25 protein-coding genes and 1 other annotated feature are annotated in these 23,528 nt (G+C 31.8%); of the genes, 21 read left to right on the top strand and 4 right to left on the bottom strand.

The features are described 5' to 3' along the window. The first annotated feature begins 34 nt into the window (after positions 1-34). The 6 genes from hemC (at position 35) to BK821_RS10335 (ending at position 6,986) form a co-directional block, all read left to right on the top strand. Positions 35-961 (top strand): hydroxymethylbilane synthase, encoded by a 927-nt coding sequence (gene hemC, locus BK821_RS10360; protein ID WP_046836660.1) that lies wholly within the window; start codon positions 35-37, stop codon positions 959-961. A gap of 18 nt (positions 962-979) precedes the next feature. Continuing rightward, the gene (locus BK821_RS10355; protein ID WP_046836659.1) at positions 980-1,666 is read left to right on the top strand and encodes a uroporphyrinogen-III synthase; all 687 of its coding nucleotides are present in this window, start codon (positions 980-982) and stop codon (positions 1,664-1,666) included. Further along, a complete protein-coding gene (gene hemB / locus BK821_RS10350) occupies positions 1,656-2,633 on the top strand; it encodes a porphobilinogen synthase (protein WP_046836658.1) in 978 nt (325 codons plus the stop codon). The genes BK821_RS10355 and hemB overlap by 11 nt, the downstream gene beginning before the upstream one ends. A 14-nt stretch (positions 2,634-2,647) precedes the next feature. Further along, the gene (hemL, locus tag BK821_RS10345; protein ID WP_046836657.1) at positions 2,648-3,931 is read left to right on the top strand and encodes a glutamate-1-semialdehyde 2,1-aminomutase; all 1,284 of its coding nucleotides are present in this window, start codon (positions 2,648-2,650) and stop codon (positions 3,929-3,931) included. 94 nt (positions 3,932-4,025) lie between these two features. Beyond that, on the top strand, positions 4,026-5,105 hold the full coding sequence (locus BK821_RS10340; RefSeq protein ID WP_046836831.1) for an AbrB family transcriptional regulator: 1,080 nt from the start codon (positions 4,026-4,028) through the stop codon (positions 5,103-5,105). A gap of 486 nt (positions 5,106-5,591) precedes the next feature. Then, complete coding sequence (locus BK821_RS10335) at positions 5,592-6,986, top strand: MFS transporter (RefSeq protein WP_046836656.1); 1,395 nt, start codon at positions 5,592-5,594, stop codon at positions 6,984-6,986. Between the two features lie 305 nt (positions 6,987-7,291). Here BK821_RS10335 and BK821_RS10330 read toward each other — a convergent pair whose 3' ends face one another. Beyond that, positions 7,292-7,852 (bottom strand): DNA-3-methyladenine glycosylase I, encoded by a 561-nt coding sequence (locus BK821_RS10330; protein ID WP_063410270.1) that lies wholly within the window; start codon positions 7,850-7,852, stop codon positions 7,292-7,294. Between the two features lie 59 nt (positions 7,853-7,911). Beyond that, positions 7,912-8,155, top strand: a binding site (T-box leader). A gap of 43 nt (positions 8,156-8,198) precedes the next feature. Here BK821_RS10330 and BK821_RS10325 point away from each other — a divergent pair. The 4 genes from BK821_RS10325 (at position 8,199) to radC (ending at position 13,733) form a co-directional block, all read left to right on the top strand. After that, positions 8,199-10,829, top strand: coding sequence for a valine--tRNA ligase (locus tag BK821_RS10325; RefSeq protein ID WP_046836654.1), 2,631 nt, complete (start codon positions 8,199-8,201; stop codon positions 10,827-10,829). Positions 10,830-10,841: 12 nt separating this feature from the next. Beyond that, entirely contained in the window at positions 10,842-12,104 is a 1,263-nt protein-coding gene (locus tag BK821_RS10320) for a bifunctional folylpolyglutamate synthase/dihydrofolate synthase (RefSeq protein WP_046836653.1), read from the top strand. A gap of 251 nt (positions 12,105-12,355) precedes the next feature. After that, positions 12,356-13,042: a prepilin peptidase gene (locus BK821_RS10315; RefSeq protein WP_046836652.1), complete on the top strand. Its 687-nt coding sequence runs from the start codon at positions 12,356-12,358 to the stop codon at positions 13,040-13,042. Positions 13,043-13,055: 13 nt separating this feature from the next. Then, the gene (radC, locus tag BK821_RS10310; RefSeq protein ID WP_071331635.1) at positions 13,056-13,733 is read left to right on the top strand and encodes a RadC family protein; all 678 of its coding nucleotides are present in this window, start codon (positions 13,056-13,058) and stop codon (positions 13,731-13,733) included. 265 nt (positions 13,734-13,998) lie between these two features. Here the strand turns inward: radC and BK821_RS10305 are convergent, their stop codons facing one another. Next, positions 13,999-14,478, bottom strand: a complete 480-nt coding sequence (locus BK821_RS10305) for a GNAT family N-acetyltransferase (RefSeq protein ID WP_046836650.1) — start codon at positions 14,476-14,478, stop codon at positions 13,999-14,001. 285 nt (positions 14,479-14,763) lie between these two features. Beyond that, on the bottom strand, positions 14,764-15,171 hold the full coding sequence (locus BK821_RS10300) for an Lrp/AsnC family transcriptional regulator (RefSeq protein WP_046836649.1): 408 nt from the start codon (positions 15,169-15,171) through the stop codon (positions 14,764-14,766). Between the two features lie 113 nt (positions 15,172-15,284). Here BK821_RS10300 and BK821_RS10295 point away from each other — a divergent pair, with 113 nt between their 5' ends. The 9 genes from BK821_RS10295 (at position 15,285) to BK821_RS10255 (ending at position 22,302) form a co-directional block, all read left to right on the top strand. Then, on the top strand, positions 15,285-16,058 hold the full coding sequence (locus BK821_RS10295; RefSeq protein WP_046836648.1) for an MBL fold metallo-hydrolase: 774 nt from the start codon (positions 15,285-15,287) through the stop codon (positions 16,056-16,058). A gap of 91 nt (positions 16,059-16,149) precedes the next feature. After that, positions 16,150-17,298, top strand: coding sequence for an MFS transporter (locus BK821_RS10290; RefSeq protein WP_071331634.1), 1,149 nt, complete (start codon positions 16,150-16,152; stop codon positions 17,296-17,298). A gap of 445 nt (positions 17,299-17,743) precedes the next feature. Continuing rightward, the gene (locus BK821_RS10285; RefSeq protein WP_046836646.1) at positions 17,744-18,562 is read left to right on the top strand and encodes a squalene/phytoene synthase family protein; all 819 of its coding nucleotides are present in this window, start codon (positions 17,744-17,746) and stop codon (positions 18,560-18,562) included. Between the two features lie 179 nt (positions 18,563-18,741). After that, the gene (locus tag BK821_RS10280; RefSeq protein ID WP_256201629.1) at positions 18,742-19,308 is read left to right on the top strand and encodes a MepB family protein; all 567 of its coding nucleotides are present in this window, start codon (positions 18,742-18,744) and stop codon (positions 19,306-19,308) included. 271 nt (positions 19,309-19,579) lie between these two features. After that, positions 19,580-19,777 carry a hypothetical protein gene (locus BK821_RS13260; protein ID WP_083390170.1) on the top strand — a complete coding sequence of 66 codons (198 nt, stop codon included), beginning with the start codon at positions 19,580-19,582 and terminating at the stop codon, positions 19,775-19,777. Next, the gene (locus BK821_RS13725; protein WP_083390169.1) at positions 19,768-20,079 is read left to right on the top strand and encodes a GNAT family N-acetyltransferase; all 312 of its coding nucleotides are present in this window, start codon (positions 19,768-19,770) and stop codon (positions 20,077-20,079) included. The genes BK821_RS13260 and BK821_RS13725 overlap by 10 nt, the downstream gene beginning before the upstream one ends. A 58-nt stretch (positions 20,080-20,137) precedes the next feature. Further along, positions 20,138-20,605 carry a GNAT family N-acetyltransferase gene (locus BK821_RS10270; protein WP_071331632.1) on the top strand — a complete coding sequence of 156 codons (468 nt, stop codon included), beginning with the start codon at positions 20,138-20,140 and terminating at the stop codon, positions 20,603-20,605. A gap of 579 nt (positions 20,606-21,184) precedes the next feature. Next, a complete protein-coding gene (locus tag BK821_RS10265) occupies positions 21,185-21,385 on the top strand; it encodes a hypothetical protein (RefSeq protein WP_046836642.1) in 201 nt (66 codons plus the stop codon). Positions 21,386-22,020: 635 nt separating this feature from the next. Beyond that, positions 22,021-22,302, top strand: a complete 282-nt coding sequence (locus BK821_RS10255) for a hypothetical protein (protein ID WP_046836641.1) — start codon at positions 22,021-22,023, stop codon at positions 22,300-22,302. Between the two features lie 129 nt (positions 22,303-22,431). On the opposite strand, the gene BK821_RS13250 is transcribed toward BK821_RS10255, so the two are convergent. Next, positions 22,432-22,611, bottom strand: a complete 180-nt coding sequence (locus tag BK821_RS13250; RefSeq protein ID WP_073504264.1) for a hypothetical protein — start codon at positions 22,609-22,611, stop codon at positions 22,432-22,434. A gap of 147 nt (positions 22,612-22,758) precedes the next feature. Here BK821_RS13250 and BK821_RS10250 point away from each other — a divergent pair, with 147 nt between their 5' ends. Continuing rightward, complete coding sequence (locus BK821_RS10250; protein ID WP_046836640.1) at positions 22,759-23,217, top strand: DUF4930 family protein; 459 nt, start codon at positions 22,759-22,761, stop codon at positions 23,215-23,217. 69 nt (positions 23,218-23,286) lie between these two features. Then, complete coding sequence (locus BK821_RS13360) at positions 23,287-23,442, top strand: hypothetical protein (RefSeq protein ID WP_101117425.1); 156 nt, start codon at positions 23,287-23,289, stop codon at positions 23,440-23,442. Positions 23,443-23,528: the final 86 nt, after the last annotated feature.

Raw genomic sequence — 23,528 nt, 5'->3', positions numbered from 1 at the left:
AAATTGCTTAATCATCTATAGGAGGATGTACACGATGCGTAAGTTAGTCGTTGGTTCGCGTAGAAGCAAGTTAGCCATAACGCAAAGCCGACAATTCATTGATAAATTAAAATCTATAGATCCGGATTTAGAAATTGAAATTAAGGAAATAGTGACCAAAGGTGATCGTATTGTCGATAAGCAATTATCTAAAGTTGGTGGTAAAGGCTTATTTGTAAAAGAGATTCAAAATGAGTTATTTGACCACAATATAGACATGGCGATTCACTCATTAAAAGATGTGCCTAGTGTCATTCCTGAGGGGCTGACATTGGGATGTATTCCAGATCGTGAAAATCCATATGACGCATACATCGCTAAAAATCATATACCATTAGATGAACTACCAGATCAAAGTATTGTAGGTACAAGTTCATTAAGACGTGGGGCTCAAATACTTGCTAAGTACCCTAATTTACAAATAAAATGGATACGTGGCAATATTGATACACGTTTAAGTAAGTTGGAAAATGAAGATTATGATGCCATTATACTTGCTGCTGCAGGTCTTAAACGTATGGGTTGGTCAGAAGACATAGTGACGAGTTATTTAGATAAAGGTACTTTAATACCAGCCATTGGACAGGGTGCATTGGGTATTGAGTGTCGTGCAGACGATCACGCATTGTTAGAATTACTTCAAAAAGTACACAACAGTGATGTGGCGGATTGTGTTACAGCAGAGAGAACATTCTTAGAACGCATGAATGGAAGCTGTCAAGTCCCAATAGGTGGTTATGCAACTAAAGACAATGATGGTACTATCGAGTTCACTGGATTAATCATGTCCCCTGATGGTAAAGAACGCTATGAACATACAGAACGTGGTAAACATCCAGTAGAATTAGGTGAAAAAGTAACGGCAGTATTGAATGAACAAGGCGCATACGATGTAATTAAAGCACTGAACGAAGCAGAATAACCGTTTGAGGTGAAAATAATGAGACCAGTTATAGTTATGACACAAACTAGTGAATTTAAAAAAAATGATACGTGTATTCTACATATGCCTTTTATAGATGTAGAGCCACTACCTTTTGATTTAAGTTTATTAGAAAATAACTATGACTGGCTTATTTTTTCGTCAAAAAATGCTGTTAAATATTTTTATCCTTATTTATCTAAAGTCAGTGTATCTCATATTGCTGTAATCGGTGAAAAAACGGCTGAATATTGTCATTCTTTGGGGATAAAGGTGGATTTTTGCCCTGATGATTATTCGCAAGAAGGGTTTCTAAAAACGTTTAAAGCAGCAAAAAGCAGTCATATTTTAATACCTTCTAGCGCATCAGCAAGGACATTGTTGCAAAACACCTTAGCACAACAACCCTATAAAGTTAGTAAAATTGACTTATACCAACCGATTCCACATACTGAAAATATCATTGCAGTTAAAAGATTGATGAGAGACAAAAAAATAGATGCAGTAACCTTTGCAAGCTCTTCCGCAGTAAGATATTTTTTCGAAAATAACGATGTGCCACCTTTTGACAATTATTTTGTTATTGGTCAACAAACATTAGAAACGTTGGAACAATACAATATATGCGCTACAATCGCAGATATTCAAACACTAGAATCCTTAGTAAAAAAAACATTAGAAAGTTGGAAAGATAATGCAATTTGATAGACACAGAAGATTACGTAGTAGTAAAACTTTGAGAAACATGGTAAGTGAAACACAAATCCGTAAAGAAGACTTAATTTATCCTATATTCGTTGTTGAACGCGATAATGTAAAAGAAGAAATAAAATCTATGCCAGGTGTTTATCAACTTAGTTTGAACTTATTAGATGAAGAAATTAAAGAAGCTTACGACCTCGGTATTAGAGGCATCATGTTTTTTGGTGTTCCAAATGAGAAGGATGCAGTAGGTACAGGAGCATACGACCATAACGGTATCGTGCAAGAGGCTACAAGAAAAGCTAAAGCGATGTATAGTGATTTACTGATTGTTGCAGATACTTGTTTATGTGAGTATACAGATCATGGACACTGTGGCGTGATAAATGAACACACCAAAGATGTTGATAATGATAAATCATTACCATTACTTGTGAAGACTGCAATTTCTCAAGTAGAAGCTGGAGCAGATATCATTGCACCGAGCAATATGATGGACGGTTTTGTCTCAGAAATAAGAGCTGGTCTAGATGAAGCGGGTTATTATAATATTCCTATTATGAGTTATGGTATCAAATATGCTTCAAGTTTCTTTGGACCATTTCGAGATGCAGCAGAATCAACACCACAATTTGGTGATCGTAAAACGTATCAAATGGATCCAGCAAATAGACGTGAAGCACTTAGAGAGCTTGATAGCGATTTAAATGAAGGTGCAGATATGATGATTGTTAAACCAGCGTTGAGCTTCTTAGACATTATAAGAGACGTACGTAATACAACTAATGTACCTGTAGTAGCATATAATGTAAGTGGTGAATATAGTATGACCAAAGCTGCTGCATTAAATGGTTGGATTGATGAAAAAGCAGTAGTGATGGAACAAATGATTTCAATGAAACGTGCAGGCGCAGATTTAATCATCACATACTTTTCAAAAGATATTTGTAGATATATTGATGAACAATAAGGAGGTAATTTATAATGAGATATAAGAATTCTGAAAAGGCAATGGAAGAAGCTGAGCATTTGATGCCAGGTGGTGTCAATAGTCCAGTACGAGCTTTTAAATCAGTAGATACGCCAGCAATATTTATGGACCATGGTAAAGGTTCTAGAATTTATGATATAGATGGTAATGAATATATTGATTACGTTTTAAGTTGGGGTCCGTTAATATTAGGCCACCAAAATAAACAAGTGATTGATAAGATTCACGAAGTTGTGGATAAAGGGACAAGTTTTGGTGCCTCAACTGTTCAAGAAAATAAATTAGCAAAACTTGTTATTGATCGTGTGCCTTCTATTGAAAAGATAAGAATGGTGTCATCTGGGACTGAAGCAACTCTTGATACTCTTCGTTTAGCACGTGGCTACACTGGTCGTAATAAAATTGTTAAATTTATTGGCTGTTATCACGGTCATAGTGATTCATTATTAATCAAAGCTGGTTCGGGAGTTGCAACGCTTGGTTTGCCTGATTCACCAGGAGTTCCAGAGGGAATCGCTAAAAATACAATTACTGTACCATATAATGATTTAGAAGCTATAAAAGTTGCTTTTGAAGAATTTGGTGATGACATAGCAGGTGTAATTGTTGAGCCAGTAGCTGGAAATATGGGCGTAGTGCCACCAGTAGAAGGCTTTTTACAAGGCTTAAGAGATATCACAACTGAATATGGTTCATTATTAATTTTTGATGAAGTGATGACTGGATTTAGAGTAGGTTATCATTGTGCCCAAGGGTACTTCAATGTAACGCCAGATTTAACTTGTCTAGGCAAAGTTATCGGCGGTGGATTACCTGTAGGCGCATTTGGTGGTAAAAAAGAGATAATGGACCAAATTGCACCGACTGGGGATATTTATCAGGCTGGCACATTGTCAGGAAATCCTTTAGCAATGACGAGTGGATATGAAACGCTCAATCAATTAACACCTGAGTCTTACGATTATTTCAATCAACTTGGTGACTTATTAGAAGAAGGTTTGAAAGAGGTATTCAATAAGCATAATGTGCCAATTACTGTAAATCGCGCTGGTTCTATGATAGGATACTTCTTGAATGCAGGGCCAGTTACAAATTTTGAACAAGCGAATGATAGCGATTTAGAAATGTTCAGTCAAATGTATAGAGAAATGGCAAAAGAAGGCGTATTTTTACCACCTTCACAGTTTGAAGGTACATTTCTTTCAACCGCACACACCGAAGAAGATATTAAAGCAACGATACAAGCATTTGATACTGCGCTAAGTAGAATTGTATAAAGTTTTATTTGCGCCCGAGCAACGATTGCGTTGAACGGGTGCTTTTTATTTGGAATCATGTTTAAATAAAATGATATATGAAAGTTGTGAGGACATGAGTAAGCAATTGAGAAACAATTTAATTGTTTTAACAGTAGCAATCCTATTAAGTTTATTACTTCATGCATTACATGTCTTATTACCATTCATGTTTGGACCAATCATTGCTAGTGTGATTTGTATTAAGGTTTTTCATTTAGAAATTCGTTGGCCATTTTGGTTAAGTCAAATTGGACTTATTCTACTCGGTGTTCAAATAGGTTCGACATTTACAGATACGGTTATCGATGATATTAAAAATGATTGGTTTACGATTGTCATGATTACAGTCATGTTACTTGTGCTTGCTTTGCTGATAGCTTATTTTTTTCAAAAGATTGCTAAAGTTAATATTGAAACTGCAATACTTAGTGTAATACCTGGCGCCTTGAGTCAAATGCTCATTATGGCAGAAGAGAATAAAAATGCTAATATCATGGTTGTAAGTTTAACGCAAACCTCAAGAATTATTTTTGTGGTTATTCTTGTTCCGTTTATTTCCTATTTTTTCAAAGACGCTAATGGACATTCATCACTAGGTACAACTGCAACAGAAAAATTAACAGAGGCACTAACGTTGCCCAGTATAGTATGTTTAATTTTAGCTATTATCATTGTTTATTACTTAATGGGGAAAATTAATTTTCCTACTCGACAACTGTTAGCACCAATTGTTGTGTTAATAAGTTGGAATCTAATCACGGGTGTAACATTTACATTAGATAATTACATCATAGCTGCAGCTCAAGTCATTTATATGATAAGAATTGGCATACAGATTGCTAATTTAGTGGATCAAATGAAAGGACGTATAGCTGCTGCAATAGCATTTCAAAATATTTTTCTTATTTTATTAGCCTTTGTTATGGTGTGGTTAATATCAATGTTTTCAAATCACTCTATTAATGAGTTGTTTTTAGGGGCCGCTCCAGGCGGTATGAGTCAGATTGTATTAGTTGCTATTGAAACAGGGGCTGATGTGGCTATGATTTCGAGTTATCATATCTTTAGAATTTTCTTTATTCTCTTTTTAGTAGCACCAATGTTAAACTATTTTCTTAAATATAGAGAAAGAACTCATGCTAAAAATAAATGATATGTAGAATGATTAGACGATTAAATTAAGCTCAGGTTATAAAAATATAAAGTCATTTATTCAGCAATATATACCAATCAGATATAATAATCTGGTTGGTTTTTTTGGTATGATAACCATTAAATTTCAAAATTAAATTCATTATAAAAATAATTTTTTAATGAAGTAAACTCATGGTGTTTTATTATATTTTTTTGAATTATTTGAAAATAAAGTGGCATTTAGATGAAAAATAACTATCAAATACAATTGTGAATTGAGTTAATTTACACTTCGGCACAAAATATCAAATTACACCAAATTATAAATTTTACATTAATATAATAATCGGAATTTTCTGACTGTTAAAAGATTTTAAAACGTTTCTTACGTTTACTACACTGTGAGTAAGCGATTTCTTTAATTGTATCAATTATTTTCTCGCTATTGACGTATTTTTGATTAGTGCTAAAATGACTTCTTGTAATTAAAAGGAGTGTATATGTCATGAAATTTAACAAAAGGAAAATTAACACTGTAGACATAAACCAAGCGAAAAAAAGTGTTTTTGCAACTGGGATTGGAAATGCTATGGAGTGGTTTGACTTTGCTTTATATTCATACTTAGCAGTAATCATTAGTAAAAACTTTTTTAGTCAAGTTGATAATGATGAATTGAAGCTGATTTTTACTTTCGCAACGTTTGCGATTGCATTTTTACTAAGACCAGTTGGTGGTATTGTTTTTGGTAAGATAGGTGACAAATATGGAAGAAAAATTGTATTGACAACTACAATCATGTTAATGGCATTTTCTACATTTTTAATAGGAATTTTACCTACATATGATCAAATTGGCATTTGGGCACCAATTATTTTATTAATTGCTCGTATATTACAGGGCTTCTCAGTTGGAGGAGAATATGCTGGAGCGATGGTTTATATCGCAGAATCTTCACCGGATAACAAACGTATCAGATTAGGTAGTGGCCTTGAACTAGGTACACTGTCAGGTTATATCTTCGCATCTGTGCTTGTTACAATTATGTTTTGGTTAATTCCAAGTAGTAGTATGGAAAGTTGGGGTTGGAGAATACCATTCTTCATTAGTATTCCAATTGGATTATTTGGATTGTACTTAAGAACGCATTTAGAAGAATCTCCTATTTTTGAAAATGATTTGGCACAAGAAGAAGAAGAGGGACCAGGATTCCTACAAATCATTAAAGAAAACAAACGTGATATTTTAATATGTGTGGTATTTGTAGCATTCTTTAACATCACAAACTATATGTTATTAGGCTATATGCCTTCATACTTAGACGAAAATATTGGTATCAAAGATACAATTAGCACGCCAATCACTGCGATTGTATTAATTATCATGTTACCTTTTGCTATTATGTTTGGTCGTTTAGGCGATAAAGTAGGAAATAAGAAAATTATTAGTATTGGATTAATTTTAGGTATCGTATTTTCTGTGATTGCTTTCCAATTCTTAAATATGGGTAGTCTTGCATTCCTATTTATAGGATTATTAATGATTGGTATTGTGTTATCTGTTTATGAAGGGACAATGCCAGGTACATTACCAACATTATTCTTCACAAATGTTCGATATAGAACACTTTCATGGACATTCAATATTGCAGTTTCAATTTTTGGTGGTACAACACCGTTAGTTGCTTCGTGGCTTGTACATGAAACAGGAAGTAATTTAGCACCAGCATTTTACTGGTTAGCATTTAGTATTATAGGACTAATTGTAGTTGTATTTTTATTCAAAGATACTTCAAAACAATCGTTAAAAGGGTCTTATCCAACAGTAGCAAACGAGAAAGAATTTGAAATTGCTGTTGAAAATCCAAAAGATTCACTATGGTGGCATTCAGAAATTAAATAAAAATAATAGCAGCAATGGCTATCGTTTTAATATTAAAAAGGAAATGAATTTGAGTCACTTCCTCAAACTGTCGACAAAGTCTCTGACTTTGTCGACAGTTTTTTTACGCACGCTTTCCTGTAGTCTATGGCTAGTAGTTTTCCCACAGAATCCTGAACAAATAACTGACCAGTATTAAGCGAGACATATTATAAGGTGTGTAAGTTAAATATCAGGGATGTTTATCATGTTGAATAAATAAATTGATAAAAGAGATTAATATATAAATAAACCCTAGGTGAAATGTCACTTAAGGTTTATTTATGTTATAAATTATTTGGATTTTTGGGACAACACTGCAAATGAGCATTATAGAGTCCAGCAGCTTCAAGAAAGGAGAATACAGTTACTGGGCCTAAAAATTTAAAACCATAACTTTTTAGTTTCTTTGATAATTGGGTGGCACGCTCATCTACAGTAATTCGATCACTTGGATGCGTATATTGAAAATCTACAGGCTTACCATCTACATAAGACCAGAGAAAATCACTGAAACTGCCATAATCTTTTACGATTTCAAAATAACCTTTTGCTTGTCCTACAATAGCTTCTAGTTTTTTTCGATTATGCACTATATTGGGAAATGACATTAATGCATCAATGTCTTCCGAAGTCATATTAGAAATTTTTGCAGGATCAAAATTATAAAAAGCTGATTCGTAAGATTCTTTTTTCTTGAGAATCATTAACCAAGATAATCCAGCATGTTGTGATTCAAGTGCCATCAATTTAAATAATTCAAGACTGTCGTATAGAGGCTGTCCCCATACTTCATCATGATACTGTAAATAAATGGGATCTTTCGTTCCAAAAGCACATTCGTTCATAAATTTTACCTCCATTGCATTGACTTATCTTCACATCCATTATACTATAATTAAGGAAACAAATATTGTCTACTGGGAAGAGTAAATAGTGTTAGATTTGACAGAGAGTACATGATTGCTGAAAATGTACAGTTTAACTTATTGAAGGTAGCCCACATTGAACTTTAGCTGAACTGATACAATAATCAATTGTATATAAACTAGGTTAAAGCGTGTTTGAGCGTTAATCATAATTTAAAGTGCATGAAGTTAGCGAACTAATTTCATGAATTTAGGTGGTACCACGGAATATCCGTCCTATATATGTAGGGCGGGTATTTTTATTTTTTAAGGAGGATTTTAACGAATGGAAATGAAACCAAAATATAATCCGAGCGAAGTTGAGTCTGGGCGTTATGACCAATGGGTAAACAACGGTTACTTTAAAGCAGCAGAAGATCATTCAAAAGAAACATACACAATTGTTATTCCACCACCCAATGTAACAGGTAAATTACATTTAGGACATGCATGGGATACAACATTACAAGATATAATTACTAGAATGAAACGTATGCAAGGGTACGATACATTATATTTACCAGGCATGGATCACGCTGGTATTGCTACACAAGCTAAAGTTGAAGCTAAATTAAATGAACAAGGTTTATCACGTCATGATTTAGGAAGAGAAAAATTCCTTGAAAAGGCCTGGGATTGGAAAGAAGAATATGCTGACTTTATCAGAAACCAATGGGCTAAATTAGGACTAGGTTTAGACTATAGCAGGGAGAGATTCACATTAGATGATGGATTAAGCAAAGCAGTTAAAAAAGTTTTTGTTGATATGTATAACAAAGACTTAATCTATCGCGGTGAATATATTATTAACTGGGATCCTATAGCAAGAACGGCTTTATCGGATATCGAAGTTATTCATGAGGACGTACAAGGTAAGTTTTATCATTTTAAATATCCTTATGCAGATGGTGAAGGGTACATTGAGATTGCGACGACACGCCCTGAAACAATGTTAGGTGACACAGCAATTGTTGTAAATCCCAATGACGACCGCTATAAAGATTTAATTGGTAAAAAAGTAATCCTACCAATCGTCGGTAGAGAATTACCTATTTTAGCTGATGAATATGTAGATATTGATTTTGGTAGTGGCGCAATGAAAGTTACACCTGCACATGATCCAAATGATTTTGAAATCGGTAATCGTCATAATTTAGAACGTATTATTGTGATGGATGAATCTGGTAAAATGAATGACAAGGCTGATAAATACGAAGGCATGGATAGATTTGATTGTCGTGAGCAACTTGTTAAAGACCTAGAAGCAGAAGGTTTGGTCATTAAGATAGAAGAGCATGAGCATTCAGTTGGTCACTCTGAACGTTCTGGCGCAGTGGTAGAACCTTATTTGTCAACGCAATGGTTTGTGAAAATGAAACCATTAGCTGAACAAGCGTTGAATAATCAAGAAACTGATAATAGAATCGATTTTGTGCCTTCAAGATTTGAAAAGACATTTAATCGTTGGATGGAAGAAATAAGAGATTGGACTATATCACGCCAATTATGGTGGGGACATCAAATTCCAGCTTGGTACCACAATGAAACTGGAGAAATTTACGTTGGTGAATCAGCACCAGAAGATAGTGAAAATTGGACACAAGATGAAGATGTATTAGATACATGGTTCTCAAGTGCATTGTGGCCATTTTCAACATTAGGTTGGCCAGATATAGATAAAGAAGACTTCCAACGTTATTTCCCAACGAATGTACTAGTAACGGGATATGATATTATTTTCTTCTGGGTAGCTAGAATGATATTCCAAGGATTAGAATTTACTGGAAAACGTCCGTTTAATGATGTATTATTACATGGATTAGTGCGTGGCGATGATGGGCGTAAAATGAGTAAATCATTGGGTAACGGCGTTGATCCGATGGATGTTATTGACGAGTATGGTGCAGACAGCTTAAGATATTTCTTAGCCACTGGCTCATCTCCCGGACATGATTTACGTTACTCTACAGAAAAAGTCGAATCCGTATGGAATTTCATCAATAAAATTTGGAATGCTGCGAGATTCAGTCTTATGAATATCGGGGATGATTTTAAAGTGGAAGATGTTGATTTATCTGGTGATTTATCATTAGCCGATAAATGGATTCTTACACGTTTAAACGAAACAATCGCTAATGTGACTGATTTAAGTGAAAAATATGAATTTGGTGAAGTAGGGCGTGCGCTTTATAACTTTATATGGGATGATTTCTGTGATTGGTATATTGAAATGAGTAAAATTCCTATGAACGGTGAAGATGAGGCGCAAAAACAAGTTACGCGTTCAGTATTGACGTATGTCTTAGATAATACAATGAGAATGCTACACCCATTCATGCCATTCGTGACTGAACAAATTTGGCAAAATTTACCTCACGAAGGTGAAACAATCGTGAATGCAGCATGGCCAACAGTAGACGATGCACTTACTTTTGATGAAAGTAAAGAAACAATGTTACAACTTGTTGAAATCATTAAATCTGTAAGAACATCTCGTTTGGAAGTTGATACACCACTTTCCAAAGCTATTCCTATTTTTATTCAAGCAAAAGATGAAAATATTAAAGCGACATTGCAAAATAATTCAAATTATATAGATAGATTTTGTCACCCAAGCGAGTTAACGATTGAAACTTCTATTGAAATTCCTGAAAAAGCCATAACATCTATTACTACTGCAGGCGAAGTGGTGCTACCATTAGAAGGCTTAATTGATATGGATAAAGAAATTGAACGTTTAGAAAATGAACTTGCAAAATGGGAAAAAGAATTAGATCGAGTAAATAAAAAATTAGCTAATGAAAATTTCGTAAGTAAAGCACCAGAAAAAGTAATCAATGAAGAACGTGAGAAGAAACAAAATTACCAAGAAAAATATGACGGTGTTCAATTACGAATTAATCAATTAAAAGCATAGGAGTCCTAAAACATGAATTACCTAGATAGCTTATATTGGATACACGAAAGAACTAAATTTGGCATTAAACCTGGCGTGAAACGTATGGAATGGATGCTTGAACAACTGAACAATCCTCAATTTAATATAAATGGTATTCATGTTGGTGGAACCAATGGGAAAGGATCTACTGTTGCATATCTTAGATCAGCTTTAGTTGATAATGGGTATGAAGTTGGAACTTTTACTTCACCATTTATTGAAACATTTAATGAACGGATTAGTTTAAATGGCGTTCCAATTAGTGATGATGATATTGTTGAATTAGTTCAAAAGGTAAAACCAGTGAGCGAAGCATTAGAATTAGAAACAGAACTTGGAACAGCAACAGAATTTGAGATTATAACCACAATGATGTTTTTATACTTTGGAGAATTGCACCCAGTAGATTTCGTAGTTGTTGAAGCGGGATTAGGTATAAGAAATGATTCAACAAATGTGTTCAAACCGATATTGTCTATTTTAACAAGCATCGGTTTAGATCACACTGAGATTTTAGGAGACAGTTATGTTGATATTGCTAAAGATAAAGGCGCAATCGTCAAACCTGATACGCCTGTAATTTATGCAGTCAAAAACGAAGAAGCACTTAAAATTATTCGTGGTTTTGTTGAACAACAAAACGCAGAAGGTATCGAACTTGAACGAGACATTAGTATTGTTTCTGAAGGTGAAGAATTTACGTACCGCTATAAAGATTACGAATTAGAAACGCTATTACTTAATATGTTAGGTGAACACCAAAAAGAAAATGCTGCTTTAGCAATAACAGCGCTTATTGAATTAAATGAGTCCGGTATTGTGGATTTAGACTTTAATAAAATGATAGATGGTATTGAATCTGTAAGTTGGACTGGTAGAATTGAACGTGTCAAAGAACAGCCACTAATGATTGTGGATGGTGCACATAACAATGAGAGTGTTGAAGCATTAATCAGTACTTTAAAAGGTTATTATCATGTAGAACAATTAGATATTTTGTTTGCTGCTACTAAAGGTAAACCAGTTAATGTAATGGCGGATCAACTAAAAACAATCGCTTCAACGTTTTATATAACTGATTTTGATTTTCATAAAGCTTTAACAAAAGAAGAAATATTTGATGAAGTACGTTTTGACCATAAAGAATTGGTTGATGATTATGTTAAATTCATTGAGGATTATCAAGGTAAAGGACTGATCATTACTGGGAGTCTTTACTTTATAAGTGAAGTTAAAGCTAAGATAAAATTTTAAATGTAAATAAAAGTATTAAATATGAGTAAGTTACTGTTTATAGTCTTTAATGGGATGTTGCATTTAGCATCGTAAAGAAGATACTCAGTAACTTGCTTATTTTTTTTGTTAATGTGCAGGATTCAGAATTATTCAATTCATTATAACAATATATCAATTTGTAGGGTTTTTTATGGGTGAAACTAAGGTTAGTGAGAATTTTATTAAGTAATTAAATTGACCATGATATAATTTTATCAGGAGGCGCTATATTGATATTACAACTATTATTTTGTCCAATATTGTTTAGTTACCTTTACCAATTATGTCACGTGCAATCATTTAAGTTAAACTATTTATTATTAAGGTCTCGTTGTGATTATTGTCATCAGCAACTCAAATTTATAAATATGATACCTATCTTAAGTTACATGATGCAAAGGGGAAAAACGCGATGTTGTAATCATAAATTAAGTTGTTTTTATATTATTGGAGAGTTATTGGCACTTCTTCCCACAATTATACATACATATATGGCCCTGAATGTAAATTATGCTACGTTCTTACTGATATATTTATTTCTTCTGGTTTTTTCTATTTATGATATTCAAACTTTGACTTTACCGGTACACGTTATTATTATTTTCATTTTTTGTGGCATATTTATTACACATGGAAATCTTTATACATTCCTCTATATAACGATATTACTTCACATATTTTACTTTATTTTTTATCAAGCTATAGGATATGGAGATATCTTACTATTTTCAATATTATCGTATCTATTACCGTATACTATGTTTGTATTAACAATATTGATGACTTTTCTTATAGCAGGGTTATTTGCTTTGGTTGGTATGATGGTGTTCCATCAAGCTAAACGTAAAATACCACTTGTCCCTTTTATATTTATTGCTTTTAATTTTTTAATTATTTTCAATGAACCATTAATATAGGAGTGAATTTATTTTGATGATAAAAGACCTTGCTGATTATCAGAAACCAAGAGAACGTTTACTTAATCATGGTGCCTCACAGCTATCACACGCTGAATTATTAGCTATATTAATAAATACTGGTAGAAAAGGCAGCTCTAGTATAGATATTGCGAATGAACTTTTAAAAACAGTTGATAGTTTAAAGGAATTAAAATCGTTATCGATTAATGATTTGAATAAAATTAAGGGTGTTGGATTATACAAAGCGCTCATTTTAAAAGCAGCTTTTGAACTTGGTGAACGTATGCATTCAAGGACTGTGGAAGATAAAATACAAATCACACGTCCACAAGATGTAGCAGAATTTATGATGGGCAAAATGGAACATCTTACACAGGAAAAATTTGTCGTACTTTTTTTAAATTCTAAAAATGTTGTTATCAAGCAAAAGGAGATATTTAAAGGGACGTTAAATAGCTCAATTGTCCACCCACGTGAAATTTTTAGTGAAGCTGTAAAGCATGCAAGTAATGCTATTGTTTTATTACATAATCATCCTTCGGGTGATGTGACACCATCAGGTGAAGATATCAAGACAACGGAAAGGTTGAGAGCATGTGGTGAAATGCTTGGTATAGATGTGTTAGATCATCTTATTATTGGTGACCATGACTATTTAAGCATGGTAGAAGCAGGATATTTCGATTAGATAAAGCAATTTCCGTAGTATATTGATAAGATTAAGGAATAATGCAAATTAGGTATATTTGCTCTGTATCGTCTTTGAAAAAGAATATAATAGGTTATATCATTAATTCAATAACTTTAAACAGCTTTATTTTTCTGGTTGCTTATAAATGGTGGTAGGAGTAGCTATATAGTAGACGAATTAACGTAGTATACAAGGATTAAATGCTATGTCACAAATGATGCGCTGAGTTAGTTTGTTTTCAATATAAACTTGCGATTCAAAATTAGTGAATTTCTTTTTGCATTAAGTATTGTTTTACGCCATAAGTTGTAATGGTTTGACCAGTCTTATGAAAGCCCAAGCATTTATAAATGTTATAGGAAACTTCGTTTGTTTCATTAACTACTAAAGCAATATAATGTATATCCGAGAAATTATTTTTGATATAGTGATTTAATGATTTTATACAGGATTTTGCGTAACCCTTTCTAAGGTAACGCATATCAGTAGAAAAGGATCTAAAAAAAACAGTGTTTTGAGGATTGGTAGCAAAATGTTCTAAGTAGTCACTATTTCTATCTAAAACAAAAAATGTTACAAGTTGGTCATGTGCATCAAAGCCTAAAATACAGTGACAATTTTCATCCTGGCAAGATTGATTAATATGGTATGAAGGTGTCTTTGGAAAGTGTAACTGGTCCTCTTGTAGTTGATAGTCATTTATATTTTTTTCATAACATTTTTTGTATTTTACTAAATGCATGTGCTTCCCTCCATTAAATATTTAACAAATTTAAAGAATATTCCGACAATTAAAATGATTGATAACGTCTATTGATATGTGAAATGTTCCTTATAAATAAAATAATTATACTTGTTAATGTATTTAAATGCAATATAGAAAGTGGCTTTTTAAATATTTTTGAAATACTAAGGAGAAGTGATTAGTATGTAGTTTCAAAATTTAAGTAGTAATGAATCGATTAAAGTTTTACAAAAATAAATGCCGAATTAGCAACGAGCTAATTCGGCATTTATTTACATCTAGTTATGAAATGACCATGGAAACATTGTAATTTGCATGATTGTTTAAGCGTTCTAAAAACTTGTTTAAACTATTATTGTCTGGAAATCTACATTCTAATAAATAACAAGCATCACCAATAACTTTGTAATTATTTAAAATAAAAATAGTTTCTTTGTTTACAAACTCAAGATATGAGCGGTGAGAAATTTTATGCGTATATATATTAATAAAGACATGTACTTTGCAGTCTAATGCTTCTTGATTTAAATCAATGGTATAGCCAGTAATGATTCCAGCATCTTCTAATTTTTTCACTCTATTATTGGTAGCTTGACCAGTTAAGTTTATCTTCTTACCAAGGTCATTCATTGATATCTTACTATTTATTTTTAATTCACTTACGATTGCTTTATCTAATTCATCCAATATTCTTCCTCGCTTTCAAATTCCAAGTAATTAATCAAAATGTTTTTCAATTTTATATTTAAACGGCAGTGGCCTCCACGTAGAATAAATATATAAATTTAATTGGAGGCACATTTATGAAAATAAATCATATCAGAAATGCAACAAGTATAATTGAATACGCAAATACGAGATTTTTAATTGATCCTATGTTAGGAGAAAAGGGTTCTTTTGGGGCATTTCCAAATGCACCTAGGATAGATCAAGGTAATCCAATCGTTGATTTACCGATGTCGTTAGACAAAATCATAAATAACATTGATGCAATTATTTTAACACATTTACATCTTGATCATTTTGATGAAGTAGCACAAAAGGTATTAAATAAAAATATTAAAGTTTTCACGCAAAATGAAAATGAAGCGAGTCAAGTTCGTAATGTAGGTTTTAAAGATGTAGAGGTTTTATCTGAGCATACTACATTTAATGGTATTAAATTAATTAAAACGCCTGGAGAACATGGAAGAGGTGAAATAGTAGAAGACATGGGTCCTGTGTGTGGAGTCATTTTTGAACATCAAAGTGAACAGAAACTGTATATCGCAGGAGATACAGTTATGTATAGTAAAGTTAAAGAAACAATAAATCATTTTGAACCAGAAATAATCGTCGTTAACGGTGGAGACAATCAATTTTATTATGGTAGTTCACTCATTATGAACGGTTATGATGTTTATCAAGTAGCAAAAGCAGCGCCAAATTCAAAAGTCATTGTTGTTCATATGGAAGCTGTAAATCATTGGAACTTATCTCGTCATAGTCTAAAAGAACTTACAAGAGACATGGGTATCGAAAAACAAGTTTTAATACCAAATGATGGAGAGCAATATACTTTTAATAGCTTATCATAATATTGATATAGTCTTGACTTATGGAAAATCCAATATAAAACGAGTTACAACAACTTCGTTTTATATTGGATCTATTTAGAAAGGAGGTAACATGACAAATAAAATATGGACAAAGGATTTTATAATTTATTCAGTTATTAATTTCCTGCTAATATTAGTATATTTTCTATTAAATTCTACTATAACCACTTACGCTCAAAATGAATATAATGCTTCTAGTAAAATGATGGGGCTGTTAGCAGGCATATTTATAGTTGGTGCACTTTTAGGTAGGGTGACAATAGGATTTTTAAAAATAACGAAGAAAATATTAGTCATTAATACATTACTATTAATCTTATCGATAATGTTATATTTTATAAAATTAGACCAATATTTCTTGATGATAGTCCGTTTATTAAATGGTGTATTCATTGGTATTACAACAACTATTGTGGGTACAATTGTTGCCACAGTAATACCCAATCATAGAAAAGGTGAGGGAATCAGTTATTTTGCGGTGAGTACAGCTTTAGCTACTGGTTTAGGACCATTTATAGGTATATCTTTAACGAGCAATAACAACTTCATGAATATATTTTATATTAGCTTTTTATTAGGTATTATTAGTTTTGTCATTTCATTACTTTTAAAAAACCAAGAAATTAATAATAAAAAGAAATTTTCATTCAATAATTTATTTGATAGACAAGCTTTACCCATTGCATTCATTATATTCTTAAGTGCTTTATCATTTTCCGGTATAGTATCGTATATAAATTTATATGCTATTGAGATTGATTTGGTAAAAGCAGCGAGTTACTTTTTTATTATCTATACTGCTGCAGTGTTAATTTCACGACCCTTCACTGGTAAAATTGTAGATGCATATGGAGCCAATATTATTATTTATCCAGCAATTATATTATTTGTATTAGGATTATGCTTATTAGGAATAAGTCATAGTGCTTGGTTACTACTTGTTTCGGGACTATGTATTGGATTAGGATTTGGTAATATTTCCTCAATTACTCAAACAATAGCAGTAAGTCATGCCAAACCACATAATATTGGATTAGCAACCTCTACTTTTATGATTTTTATGGATTTAGGGAATGGTATTGGACCATATACTCTAGGTTTGATAACGCCTTTTTTAGGTTATGCTGGTATGTATAAATCGTTAGCCATTTTGATGATATTTACGTTTGTTTTATATTACTTTATCTATGGTAAACATAGTAAAAAATTTAAACATTAGATTTCTTGAAGCAGCAGATAAATATTCATGCTGCTTCTTTCACGATAATAACTGATAGTGTAATTTAACGGAAAGTAGAAGTTGCTACTTGTTCAATGAAAGAAAAATTGAAGCTTTGTTTGGGTATGACTTATTATAGAAGTTATACTGACAACCCAATCTATGTTTAACTAAAGGCTTGAACAATGTCTTGATAAGCTCATTTCAAAATAAAAATTAAATGTTCTTTTATGACTTAAATTTAGAAAACATTAAACAATATAGATGTTAAAACCTTTTATTATGTAAGTAACCACAACCATTTTAACTAAATGGATGTGGTTTTTCTGTATCTATAAAGTCATTTATGACTTATTTCTGTTTAGTATAGATGTTTGTACTTTGGAATAATGTTTTATTTTTTAATAATGTGATAGTATTTTAAGAAAGGGAGGGAAAGATTAAAATGACAGATAAGAAATTCCCAAAGGATGCAATGCGCGTGTTAAAAGAAACAAGCCGTACATTTTATATTCCAATTACTTTTTTAGAAAAAGAATTAAAACATACGGTGGTATGTGGTTACTTAGTAATGAGAGCGATAGATGAAATCGAAGATCACGAAGAAGTTGAAAATGATGTGAAATATACGATCTTAATGCAAGTGAGCGATCTATTAAAGAAACCTTTTGATGAAACAGAATACTTCCGAATACTTGGACCAATAAAAGAAATGATGCCTGAAGTTACTGTGCGTTTAGGTGATTGGTTAGATGCATGTCCAAATAGTACATTACCAATTGTTACGGATGCTTCTAGTGAAATGGCATTCGGGATGGCGAAATGGGCAAAAGCAAATTGGGAGGTCCATACTCGAGAAGATTTAGATGATTATACATATTACGTTGCAGGACTTGTTGGAGTAATGCTTTCAGAATTATGGGAGTTTTGTGCTGGCATCAAGACTGACCGAGATTTAGCCATTGGTTATGGGCGTGGGCTTCAGGCCGTGAATATTTTAAGAAATGAGAAAGAAGATTTAGAAGAACGTGGCGTGAATTTCGTACCAGATGGTTGGACACGCGCAGATTTATTTGATTATGCTGAGCAAAACTTGGCAAAAGCTGATGAATATATGAAGGCGATTAATAAGAGAAGTATTATACTTTTCTGTCGTTTACCTTTAGCACTTGCACATAAATCTCTAAAAGCTATGAGAGATGGGCGCGAAAAGATGTCTCGTAAAGAAGTGGAAGAAACGGTAGAAGAAGTTAAGAAAGACTAATAGTTGAAAACTGAATAAGTATTTAAATCTTAAAAAATGAAGATAATAGAAATGCTCAAAATAATAGGATAAGCTATAAGTAATATATACTTATAGCTTTTTTGTGATTTTATACATTAATAACAATTACGATGGCATCTTTCTTAATAAGTGAAAGCATTAGTATATAGTTTTTGTTAATGATAGGGAATAAAAAAGGAATGATTATAGGGGGGGGGGTTCTTATTAAAGCGTTTGAAGCATATCAATCACTGAAAATATTTGAGATGATTTCAGATTCCATGGACAATATGAAAATTACAAATGTTGAAGTGGAATTATGGAATAAGGATTATGAGGCAATTAATTTATGCTACGGAAACACAAATGTAAAAAGTAGATTAGCAAAAAAGACACCTAAAAAGAAGGGGTATTTTATAGCTGTTTGGAGAAAAAATAATGCAAACATGAATGAGCCGTTTACTTATCAATCGTTTCAAGATAGGTTAGTGGTCAATGTCAGTGATGGTCATTACAAAGGACAGTTTGTTTTTCCAAAAAGTGTATTAATAGAGCACGGCATTGTAAGTTCACAAGATAAAAAAGGTAAAATGGCGATGCGTCTTTATCCTTCATGGGAAACCGATTTAAATAAAACAGCATATCATACGCAATGTTGGCAAACTAAATATTTTGTCGATTTAACATACGATGTCGATTTAATAAAAGTAAATGAACTCTATTTTCTAAATAATAATTTAAAGTAAACATACAAAAAATGCGACTTATTTTGTGTTGAAATAGAAGTGTACGAGATAATTCTGAAAAGTGTAGTATAGGAAAATGAAATCAACGAGTAATCTATTAGGAATGAATGTGAATCTTATGAACAATGATTAATTCGCTGACGTATTGATCTGTGGGATAAAAGTGTAGTGATTTTTGAAAATAATATAGATATGTGAATTTTAATTTTAATTCATATGTTGTTGGCCGAAATTTTGCGTTTATATAGAATATCAATATAGGAGTGATTAGATGCTAATGACTAAACGACTTATAATGGTAAAGCCTGATTTAAAATATGCTGATGAACTTTTTAATATACATTCAGATCTAATTGCTACACAATTCACACCACTAACTAGACATTTAACAATTGAAGATACAAATCAAATGATACGGAATTGGATTAGATATTGGGATGAAAATAATTATGGTATTTTATTTTTATAGATAGATGTAATGGAAATGTATTGGGGAGCGGAGGAGCTATAAAGAAAGAGTATTTTGGCGATATATTTTTAAATGTTTATTATCGTATATGTCCTAATTATACAGGGGAAGGATTAGCTTATGAAGCTATGAATAAAATAATTGACTGGTTAAAATCAAATGTAGATGATAAGTCAAAATTTATCATAAGAACGGATAAAAACAATGTAGCTTCCATTAAATTAGCAGAAAAGCTAAACTTTCAATACAGGTCTACAAGAGATAATCATTTAAACTGTGGTGATATATTTTATATTAAATAAATAGCAACATCAGAAAATACTATTATCGTAAGAAAAATTATTTGTGAGAAGGGGTTAAATGGAAATTAAAGTAGCCACAAGCATGGATGTAGCACTAATTAATTATATTATGAAAAGTGCTTTCGCAGAATATAAAGCAAGTGAATTACCTTCGAGTGCACTTCAAGAAACGGAAAAAATGATTTTAAATGCTTTTAAACAAGGTGAAAAAGCACTCATTGCTTACGATAAACAAGAACCGGTAGCGATGGTTCGATTTAAGCAAATAAGTAATAATATACATTTTACGCGTTTATCTGTTATTCCTGACAGACAAGGGGAAGGGATTAGTAAAATGTTATTAGTATCATTGGAGCTACGTGCCCAAAAATGTGGTATGACTAATATAGTGTGTAAGGTACGCGCAAACGTACCAAGAAATATTAATATTTATAAATCAATGGGATATAAGCAGTGTGAGGAGCAAGTGATATATAAGGAATATGGGCAACCATTAAAAGTTGTAACTATGTTAAAGGAGTTATAACATATACAATAATGAAAAATTATTTTAATACTTATTCATTGACTATATTGATTTAATAATTTTGGCTGAAGTGGTTCTACTCATCTCTTGGAAGAGATAAGCAATGAAGCCTTTTAAATAATTAGCATATAGTGGGTGAATTATGGAACCAAAAAATTTCTAAATTTTATAAATGGTAGTACTAAACAAAAATATATGGTTGTATCTGAAAGTGTATTCTTTAACTTTTCTATGGTTAGTAAAATAGTAGGAGATAAGATTAAGCTGATAAATAAAAAAGATAAACACATCACAGCACATCCTGAGCTTTCTCGTAATATATTACGAGAACAACACATGCTACTTAACCTGTTGTTCTTATAACATAGTATGTTATAACCGAAGCGTTAATATTGCTTGAGAAGAAAGATCGGTATTGCTAATGAATATTTCAAACTGTACGTAAAATACCAACTTTTATTTCTGGATAACTACTAATATGATTTGAAAATATGAAGTTAAAGTCGCTATATAACCTTTATAAGCAGCGGCTAAATTGTTTATAGTAGTTATTATTCACATAAAAAGGATGATGGAGTCATGAAGTACTTGATAGCAATTTTAATCATAATTTGCATAGCAAGCTTATTTACTTTAGTAAAATGGATGGATGACAGACTTTTTGTGAAACGAGATAGTAAAAGTGCGAAAGAGTTGCGAGATGATAAGAAATGGTTATTAATATCGTTGATTGGTGGGCTGATCGTTGGTACACTGTTCGTTATGATATATTATTTATAATTGATTTTGTTAGTGTGAGTATAATCGATGATTTGGATTTAATTGCATAGACCCATGTATTTTTATTCATTGTTACATTTATAGGTGCTGCCATTACTATATTTCCAATAGGATTTTTTATGTACCAATTAGTGTACATGGACAAATACAAAAAATGGATTAGGAGTGTACTTGATTATGCACAACTCTATATTATGTTCGAAAGGTTTTATACCTGTTTATTTTTTAGCTGCATTACTTCATTTTATTTTATTTAAAATTTATATACAACCTGAAGGGGATGCGATATATTTGCAAACGCTTATGTTAGTCGGGTTAGGCATTGCATCGTTACTATATAACTATAATAGGCAAGAAAATTAAATAATACTTATTAAAAGATCGGACGTTATATTAAACTAACGTTCGACCTTTTACATATAATCGAATATTAAGGACGCATTTGTAAACCCTGAATAATGTAATAATGATGTCAGTTGGTAAGAAACAGTTTGTTAGTGAATAAAGTGTAATATGCATTGTTCTATTTAAGGAATAATTTGCAATTATGCAATATATAGTAGTTTGCCGAAAGTGTTTTCTGAAGTACAAAATATATTGTATAATTAAAGTGAAAATTAAGGGAGGATCATCAATTGGGAAGTATATTATTGATAGGGTTATTAATACCAATCGTATATTTAATGCAACTTACAAAACAACAACAACAGATTACAATAAAGCGTGTAGGTTTTACAACGTTGATATCAGTGATTGGTGTGGTCGTTGCTGCAATATTATTTAGCATATTCACTGCTATTGAAACTTCATTTTGGATATATATGTTAAGCGCTATTATTGTTGGGATTGTATGGGCGTTAATACTAAGCGGTTGCTACTATATTTATCAACTATTAACAAATCATATAGAAAAGTAGTGTTTGAGAGGCTAAGAAGTTTTTAAGTGCACTGAGGTTTTGAGGATGAGATGATTTAATGTTGTTACTTTATTAGAATAAAAAATAAAATGCGCTTAATTGACTCCTCGGTCATTAAGCGCTAAAATTTTAATTTATAAAATTGAAATAGGTATTGAAATTTTCTATTAACCAAAGGATACCTTGATATCCTAGATATATACATAAAACAATGATTCCAACATATATTAAAAATCTTAAGATTGATAAACCTACTCTAAATAATAAAATAACTAAGAGTGCAAGTAGGATTATAAACAATATACTCATAGTGTATTCACTCCCTTTAATGATATTGTACTATGAATATATATTAGATGCATCAGCCTATAGTAATGTTTTAAATACTCCTAGAGACTGATGATATTTAGCGAGGTGCACTTTATAATATAATATGACGAAATAGGAGGGTGGTTCATGCGATTTATATTCGGAATTATTAAAAACATTATAGCTGTTATTGCAATTATAATGATTGTATTTTTTGCATTTAAATATGCCCCTTTTTTAAAAGATCAAGAATGGAATCCGATACACAATAATGAGCCATCTATGAATAATTCTGAGCCTAGAGAACAATTAACAGGGGGACAAAGATATTCGGTTGAAGAAAATGATATTTTAAATAATGTACCACTTAGCCAAACTAAAAACGTATTTAATTGGATCAACAAAAAAGAATTTATGTCAGTTTCTGGCATTGGAAGAATGGGTTATAACGATCAGTATATAGCGGGGCAACGTGGCGACGAATTTATCATTTATAAGTTTGGATCAGATTCAATTAGAGTTTATAAAACTGAGATAGAGATGCAACAAGATTTAAATCAATTAGGACAGCACATTGAATTACAACCGCCTTCAAGTTACGAGTAATGCGTTTGAATTCTTTATTAAAATACGTTAGCCTAGAGAAGTAAAATAGTTAAAGGTTGGTGTATAAATATGAGTGAAAAGTCTAGCGAGAAAAAAGCGGATGAGCAAGCAAAAGCACAAAATTTATTTGCACGTTGGCGTAAAGAAGAAAAATTATACAAAGAAGATGAAAAAGAATCTAAAGATTCAGCTGACACAGATAAGTCTGAAGAAAAAGAAAAGTAATATAAATTTGGTTGCGCCTCTACTATTGAGTAGAGGCGTTTTTTATAGTTATTTCCGTCATTTATTTCCATTAATTATAATGCGAG

Source organism: Staphylococcus sp. LCT-H4, assembly GCF_001866145.1.
Classification (GTDB): Bacteria; Bacillota; Bacilli; order Staphylococcales; family Staphylococcaceae; genus Staphylococcus; species Staphylococcus succinus.
Note: the sequence above shows the minus strand (reverse complement) of the source record. Positions and strands in the feature narration are given on the sequence as shown.